Consider the following 6108-nt stretch of genomic DNA (forward strand, 5'->3'; position numbering starts at 1 on the left):
GGGCGGGGGCGGGGCCGAGGGGGTGGTCGGTGGTGGCGAGCAGGTCGTGGAACCCGCGGGCGATCAGGTGGTGGCCCTCGGCGCTCGGGTGCAGGCGGTCGGCGCTGAGCAGTCGGCGCTCCGCCGTCCACGGCAGCTCGGCGAGGTGCAGGTGGACGGCTCGGTGGCGGACGGCGAGCGCGTGCACCACGGTGTTCACCGCGCGCATCCGCCGGGCGAGCGGGCGGGCGAGCGGTCGGGGCAGCCGCAGCAGGGAGCCGGGGTCCGGCAGGCAGGCCGTCAGCACCACGGCGCCGCTGTCGGTGAGCCGGCCGAGGACGGTGTCGAGGGCCCGGGTGGTGCGTTCCACGTCGAAGCCGGACCGCAGGGTGTCGTTGCCGCCCGCGACCACGGCGGCGAACTGCGGGCGCAGGGCAAGGGCCGCCGGCAGCTGCTCGGTGCCGAGGTCGGTGGTGAGCGCGCCGCTGCGCGCGAGGTTGGTGAACTCGACCCCGGTCTGCGGCGGGGCCAGTGACCGGGCGAGCAGGGCCGCCCAGCCGCGCCATCCGTCGGCGATCGGGTCGCCGATGCCCTCGGTGAGCGAGTCGCCGAGGGCGACGAACCGCACCGCTTCGCCGGTCGTTCGCCCGCCCGGGCGGGCCGCTCCCCGTGCGGCACCGGGTACGGTGTCGCCTCCGCCGTCCCCGTCCACCGCCGCGATCGTGTTCATCGCACCTCCCACCGTTCCCGGACCGTCCGGTCCGGCCGTTCCCTGTCGCTGTCGTGCGGACCCGCTGTCCTGCTGTGCGTCGGAGTGGGAAGTCGGCGGGATCGACTTCCCACTCCGCCCGTCCGGTGCCTCAGCCGGCCGTGACCGGGGCCGCGCCGTGGGCGGTGAGGAAGGCCGCGACCGCCGTCGGCCAGCCGTAGCGTTCGGCCTGGTCGCGGGCGGCGGCGCGGCGGGCCGCCTCGGGGCGGGCGAGGAGCTCGTGGACCGCTTCCGCGAACCCCGCGCCGGTCGGCTCGGCGGCCACGCCGGCGGTGCCGACCAGTTCGGGCAGGGCCGAGCCCCGGTTGACCGCGACCGGGGTGCCGCAGGCGAGCGCCTCCAGCGCGGCCAGGCCGAAGGTCTCCACCGGACCCGGTGCGAGCACCACGTCCGCGCAGCCGAGCAGCCGGGCGACGGCCGCGCGCCCGGCCAGGTGGCCCAGGAAGTGCACGGGCAGCCGGCGCCGCGCGGCCGAGGCCGCGAGCCGGGAGCGCAGCGGGCCGGTGCCGGCCACCGCCAGCACGGCCCCGGGGCCGGGCCGGGCGGACCGGAGCGCCTCCAGGGCGTCGAGCGCGAGTTCGGGGCGTTTCTCGGTGGAGAGGCGGGAGCAGAGCACCAGCAGCACCTGGTCCGGTTCCGCGTACCGGGCGCGTTCGGCGGCCCGGGTGGCGTCGTCCGGCGGACGCAGGGTGGCGAGGTCCACTCCGAGCGGGGCACGGGCGAGGTTCCGCACGCCCAGGCGGCGGAATTCGGCGGCGGCCCAGTCCGTCGTGCAGATCACCGTGTCGTAGGACCGGGCGGTCCGGCGGTTGAGCCGGTTCGCGGCGGCCCCCGCGAGCGGGCCGGGCAGGCCCCAGGTGCGCAGCAGTCCGACGGCGCTCTCGTGCGAGACCATCGCGGCGCGCACACCGTGCCGCCGGGCCCAGCCGCCCGTCCAGCGCAAAGTGGTGCGGTCGGAGACCTCCAGCCGGTCGGGGGCGAGCCGTTCGAGTTCGGCGGCCACCGCCCGGCGGTCGGTGAGCAGGCGGTAGCCGCCGCTGCCGGGGAGCACCGGGCCGGGCAGGGTGACGACCAGCCCCTGCTCGTCCTCCTCGACGGCGCGGCGCTCCCCGGGCACGACGAGCACGGGGGTGTGCCCGGCGGCCCGGTAGCCCGCGCCGAGGTGGCGCAGCGCGGTCCGCAGTCCGCCGGAGACGGGGGTGACGAAGTTGGCCACCCGGACGATCCGGAGCGGGCGGGTGGTCATGCGGGCAGTTCCTCCGTCAGTGGGGCGGTCGGGGGCGCGGCCGGGGGCGGGACGGGGCCTGCGGTCGGGGCCGCCCCCGCCACGTCCGCGACCGCGAGGTCCGCGACCGCCACCCCGCGGTGCTCCGCCAGCACCTCGGCGTAGTGCCGCAGCAGCAGGTCCCCGACCGCCTCCCAGGTACGCGCCGTCACCTCCGCCCGCCCGGCGCGCCCGTACGCCGCCCGCAGCTCCGCGTCCCCGGCCAGCGCGGTCACCGCCCTCGCCACCGCCGTGCCGTCGCGGGGCGGGACGAGCAGGCCGGTGCGGTGGTGCGCCACCAGGTCGAGCGGTCCGCCGGCGGCCGGGCCGATCACCGGGACCCCGCTGGCCATCGCTTCCTGGATGGTCTGGCAGAAGGTCTCCAGCGGCCCGGTGTGCACGAACACGTCCAGGGTCGCGAAACATCGGGCCAGTTCCTCGCCGGTGCACCGGCCGAGGAAGACCGCGCCCGGCATGGCGGCCTTCAGCCCGGGCGCGGAGGGCCCGTCACCGATGACCACCACCCGGACGCCGGGCAGGGTCGCGGTCTCGGCCAGCAGGTCCACCCGCTTCTCCGGCGCGAGCCGCCCGACGTACCCGATCAGCACCTCGCCGCCGGGGGCGAGCGCCCGGTGCAGCGCCTCGTCGCGGTGGCGGGGGTGGAAGCGGGCCGAGTCCACGCCGCGCGGCCACAGCTGGACCCGGGAGACCCCGTGCGCGGTGAGGTCCTGGGCGGCGGGGGTGGACGGCGCGAGGGTCCGGGCGGCGAGGCCGTGGACGGTGCGGATCCGGTGCCAGGCGGCGGCCTCGCCGAGCCCGCGCCCGGCCCGGTAGGCGTGCGCGTACCCGGCGAGGTCGGTCTGGTAGACGGCGACGACCGGCAGGCCGAGCCGGGCGGCGACCTGCGCCCCGCGCGCGCCGAGCACGAACGGGCTGGCCAGATGGACCAGGTCGGGCCGGTGGCCCTGGATCGCGGCGGCCAACTGGCGGCTCGGCAGCGCGATCCTGACCTGCGGGTAGCCGGGCAGCGGGACGGAGGGCACCCGCACCACCGGCAGCTCGTCCGGCACGCCGCCGGCGCCGAAGGTGTGCGAGGGGCTCTGCGCGCCGCGCGCGGGCGCCGGAGTGACGACGAGCGGCTGGTGTCCCCGGCGGAGCAGGTGCTCGGCGGTGCGCAGCACGCTGTGGGCGACGCCGTTGACCTCGGGGGGAAAGGACTCGGTGACGATGACGACACGCATGCCAGTGTTCTGTCCGGGTCCGGCGTGCAGGCGGCCAAAGGGATCTGTCGTACAAACGAACGCGGGTCGGCGAATTGTGCCACCGACCCGCGTCCCGCCCTCCTGGGGGCATCAGCGAGACGTCACCGAGACGTCAACGAGCCGCTCAGGCCACTCCTGCGGCCGCCTCCTTCAGCTCCGCGTAGGGCGCGAGCTTGCGGATCGACTCGATGCTCTTGAGGCAGTCGTCCCGGTTCTCCTGCGGGTCGCCGGTCACCACGACCGTCCCGTTGCTCGCCTTGAGTCGGAACCGGTGCATGCCGCTGTCGTCGGTGTACAGCTCGAACTTGCCGGCCATGGAGTGTTCGCCTTTCCTTCGGTGGCCCCCTCGCAACGCAACGTAGGAGCAATCACCCGGCCCTGCCCGTCAGATGACGCGTTCGGGTGCCGTGCGCCGCGGCCCCGCCGCTCCCGGGCCCGCGTCACGAGTGGCGGGCCCGGGAGCGGGCGCGGCAGCCTGGAGTCAGGGGAACGGTCCCGGCAACCGAGGAGCGGTGATGGCGGACACCGAGACGGAGGTCCTGGTCGTGGGCGCCGGACCGGTCGGGCTGACGGCCGCCGCCGAACTGCGCCGCCGCGGCGTCGGCTGCCGGATCGTCGACCGGCTGGACCGGCCCCAGCCGTACGCCAAGGCCGTCGGCATCCAGCCCCGCACCCTGGAGGTGTGGGAGGCGATGGGGCTGGTCGGCCGGGTCCTCGACGAGGCCGTGCCGCTGCTCGGCCAGCTCACCTTCGTCGACGGGGAGCCCGGCCCGCGGCTGGAGCTGGACCTGCCCGCCGAGGTGCCCTACCGGTTCGCCGCGCTCCCGCAGGACACCACCGAGCGGCTGCTCACCGAGCACCTGGCCGGCTTCGGGACGCGGGTCGAGCGGGGCACCGAGCTGCTCGGCCTCGACCAGGGCGACGACCATGTCCGGGCCGAACTGGCGACCCCGGACGGTCCGGCCGTGCTGCGCGCGCGGTACGTGCTGGGCTGCGACGGCGCGCACAGCCGGGTGCGCCGCGCGATCGGAGTCGACTTCGCGGGCGACGCGTTCCCGGAGCGGTACATGCTCGGGGACGTCGAGGTCGACTGGGACCTGCCCGGGGGCTACGGCGTGCGGTGCCTGCGCCGCAGCGGTGACGGCGCGCCCGACGACGTGCTCGTCTGCATCCCGCTGCCGGGACACCGCCGTTACCGGATGTCGATGCTGGTCCCGTCCGGGCCGGAGGACACGGCGGCCGGCGCGGCGGACGGCGCGGCCGCCGGGGAGGTCACCCACGGTCTGGCGGGCGGACGGGGGCCCGGACTGGCGGACATCCAGGCGGTGCTCGACCGGCTCTCGCCCCGGCCCGTCACGGCGGGGGCGCTGCGCTGGTCCTCGGTCTTCCGGATCAGCCACCGGCTGGCCGACCGGTACCGGGTCGGGCGGGTGTTCCTGGCCGGCGACGCCGCGCACATCCACCCGCCCACCGGGGCCCAGGGCATGAACACCGGCGTGCAGGACGCCTACAACCTGGCCTGGAAGCTCGCGCTCGCGCTGCGCGGGGCCGCCGCCGAGGGGCTGCTCGACAGCTACCACGCCGAGCGCCACCCGGTCGGGGCGGAGGTGGTCGGCCGGACCGTGCGGCACGCCCGGGGCGAGGCGGACACCGACGACCTCACCACGGTGCTGCTGCGCCAGGCCCAGCTGCTGGTGAACTACCGGGGCGGACCGCTCGGTGACGAGGACGATGCGACCGGCGCGACCGGCGCGACCGGCCCCGGACCGCGGGCCGGGGACCGCGCGCCCGACTGCACCGGGCTGGAACGGCCGCTCACCGCCTTCCCCCAGCGGCTGTTCGACCTGCTGCGGGCCCGTCCGCACCACACGCTGCTGCTGTACGCGGGCGCCGGGGCCGACGGTGCGGCGCGGGCGGAGCGCCTGCACGCGCTCGCCGACGCGGCCCGCGCGGCGGCGCACGGCCTGCTGGACGTCCACGTGGTGCTGGCCGGGGACGCCCCGGCGCCGCCGGAGGGGCTGCTGCTGCCGTACGCGCGGGACGCCGCCGGCTCATTCCGCACCGCCTACGCACCGGCCGACGGCGAGGCGTTCCTCGTCCGCCCGGACGGCTACCTGGCCACCCGGCTGCCCGACCCGACCCCCGCCGACCTGACCGCCCACCTGCGCCGCACCTTCCGGTAGCCGGTGGCCCACGGCTGCCCCGCCGCAGGCCGGACGCCTCACCGGGTGTTGTCGGAGGTGCGGGCTAGGGTGGAAGACCCGTCCCGTGGAGAGGTTCCGCCCACCGATGTACGCCCTGCACGCGCTCTGGCGAGCCGACGGCCGGCTCGCCGTCTGGGCGGAGGACGCGGCGGTCCACCGGGGCGATGCGTACGAGCCCGGCGACCGGGCCGACCGGGGTGGGACGGCGCACCCGTTCGCCTGCCCGGCCGGGGAGGTGGCGCGGCTGCTGGGGACGGTCGGGCCGGGGCTCGGGTGGCTGGCCGACCAGGCCGTCGAGCGGTGGACCGGGTTGTTGCTGCCCAGCCTCGGCGGGCGGCCCGTGCCGTCGCCGGACCTGCCGGTCGGGGCCGCCTCGCGCGGGGTGGGGCTGAGCCCGTGGCGGGTGCCCGCGCTGCTCTTCGACCGCTCGCAGGCCGCCCAGCTGCTCGGCGCGCTGCACGACCCGCACTGGCCGGGCGCCACCGTCCAGCTGCCGGACGGCACACCGGCCGAGCTGGCGTACGGCGCCTCGGTGCGCTGGCTGGCCGCCGTGCACGACCTGGCGTGGCGGCTGGTCGGGCGGGGGCGGCTGCTGCCGGTGCCGGTCGAGGAGGCGGGGGAGTGGTACGC

The 6108-nt window shown here is 77.4% G+C and carries 6 protein-coding genes; 2 read left to right on the forward strand and 4 right to left on the reverse strand.

Annotation, left to right across the window (positions count from 1 at the left end):
- The 4 genes from VR45_RS33845 to VR45_RS33860 form a co-directional block, all read right to left on the reverse strand.
- Positions 1-709, reverse strand: a 709-nt coding sequence (locus VR45_RS33845) for an SGNH/GDSL hydrolase family protein (protein WP_052709586.1), incomplete at its 3' end; no start/stop codon positions are given.
- A gap of 130 nt (positions 710-839) precedes the next feature.
- The gene (locus VR45_RS33850; RefSeq protein ID WP_045943737.1) at positions 840-1994 is read right to left on the reverse strand and encodes a glycosyltransferase; all 1155 of its coding nucleotides are present in this window, start codon (positions 1992-1994) and stop codon (positions 840-842) included.
- A complete protein-coding gene (locus VR45_RS33855; protein ID WP_078897116.1) occupies positions 1991-3253 on the reverse strand; it encodes a glycosyltransferase family 1 protein in 1263 nt (420 codons plus the stop codon). The genes VR45_RS33850 and VR45_RS33855 overlap by 4 nt, the downstream gene beginning before the upstream one ends.
- 145 nt (positions 3254-3398) lie before the next feature.
- Complete coding sequence (locus VR45_RS33860; RefSeq protein ID WP_045943738.1) at positions 3399-3590, reverse strand: DUF1508 domain-containing protein; 192 nt, start codon at positions 3588-3590, stop codon at positions 3399-3401.
- A 199-nt stretch (positions 3591-3789) separates the two neighbouring features.
- On the opposite strand from VR45_RS33860, the gene VR45_RS33865 reads away from it, so the two are divergent.
- Together VR45_RS33865 and VR45_RS33870 are read left to right on the forward strand one after the other, a co-directional pair.
- Positions 3790-5457, forward strand: coding sequence for an FAD-dependent monooxygenase (locus VR45_RS33865; RefSeq protein ID WP_045943739.1), 1668 nt, complete (start codon positions 3790-3792; stop codon positions 5455-5457).
- Between the two features lie 106 nt (positions 5458-5563).
- On the forward strand, positions 5564-6108 hold a 545-nt coding region (locus VR45_RS33870), incomplete at its 3' end, for a hypothetical protein (protein ID WP_045943740.1).

Origin of the sequence: Streptomyces sp. NRRL S-495 (assembly GCF_000966955.1) — a bacterium.
In the GTDB taxonomy this organism is placed as follows: Bacteria; Actinomycetota; Actinomycetes; order Streptomycetales; family Streptomycetaceae; genus Kitasatospora; species Kitasatospora purpeofusca.

What these genes read in the sequence shown, in the direction of transcription:
- VR45_RS33850 (WP_045943737.1), bottom strand. Translation starts at nt 1,994, where the DNA reads ATGACCACCCGCCCGCTCCGGATCGTCCGGGTGGCCAACTTCGTCACC.
- VR45_RS33855 (WP_078897116.1), bottom strand. Translation starts at nt 3,253, where the DNA reads ATGCGTGTCGTCATCGTCACCGAGTCCTTTCCCCCCGAGGTCAACGGC.
- VR45_RS33860 (WP_045943738.1), bottom strand. Translation starts at nt 3,590, where the DNA reads ATGGCCGGCAAGTTCGAGCTGTACACCGACGACAGCGGCATGCACCGG.
- VR45_RS33865 (WP_045943739.1), top strand. Translation starts at nt 3,790, where the DNA reads ATGGCGGACACCGAGACGGAGGTCCTGGTCGTGGGCGCCGGACCGGTC.